The 870-nt window shown below is 46.2% G+C and carries 1 pseudogene; it reads left to right on the forward strand.

The features are described from left to right. Nucleotides 1-870: pseudogene (locus OQJ75_RS22430) on the forward strand (IS3 family transposase); the annotation flags it as partial.

The following is an 870-nucleotide window of genomic DNA, read 5'->3' on the forward strand; positions in this document are numbered from 1 at the left end:
AAGTTTGGTTCTTGATCAAGGGTACTCCATACCTGAAGCAGCTAACTCTATGGGCGTAGGTGAAACGGCTTTACGGCGATGGGTCGACCAACTCAAAGTTGAGCGAGGTGGGATGGCTCCAACGGCTAAAGCCCTCACGCCTGAGCAAAAGAAAATCCAAGAGTTAGAAGCCCGGATTAACCGGCTAGAACGAGAAAAATCCATATTAAAAAAGGCCACCACTCTCTTAATGTCGGACGAACTCGAACGTTCTCGTTAATAGACAAGTTGAGGGAGCATGAATCGGTCAAAATGCTTTGCGAACTGTTCAACGTAGCTTCGTCTTGTTACTACGAGTTTAAGCAACGCAAGCCGGATGCCAGTCGCATTCGTCTAGCTAGCCAAATTAAAGAACTCTTCAACATGAGTCGAGGCTCTGCTGGCAGCCGTACTCTTGTCTCGATGCTGAGCGAAGAAGGCATAAAAGCCGGACGATTCAAGGTTCGCCAGATAATGCGTGAAGCTGATTTAATGAGTAAACAGCCAGGTTCGCATCGATATAGACATGCAAAAGTAGAAAGGCCAGATATTCCAAATCTACTGAAGCGTGAGTTTTCTGTCAGTACTCCGAATCGTGTTTGGTGTGGCGATATTACTTATATTTGGTCAGGTTCGAAGTGGACCTATTTAGCGGTAGTGCTTGACCTATTTAGCCGACGCGTTGTGGGGTGGTCTTTATCCGATAAGCCCGATACTGAATTAGTATCTAAAGCTTTGGAGATGGCCTGGGAGCAACGAGGATGTCCGAAGAACGTGATGTTCAATTCAGATCAAGGCTGCCAATATAGCAGCCGTAAATATCGCCAAAGACTTTGGCGATATCGTATAACT

Source organism: Vibrio sp. 14G-20 (assembly GCF_026241515.1).
Taxonomy (GTDB): Bacteria; Pseudomonadota; Gammaproteobacteria; order Enterobacterales; family Vibrionaceae; genus Vibrio.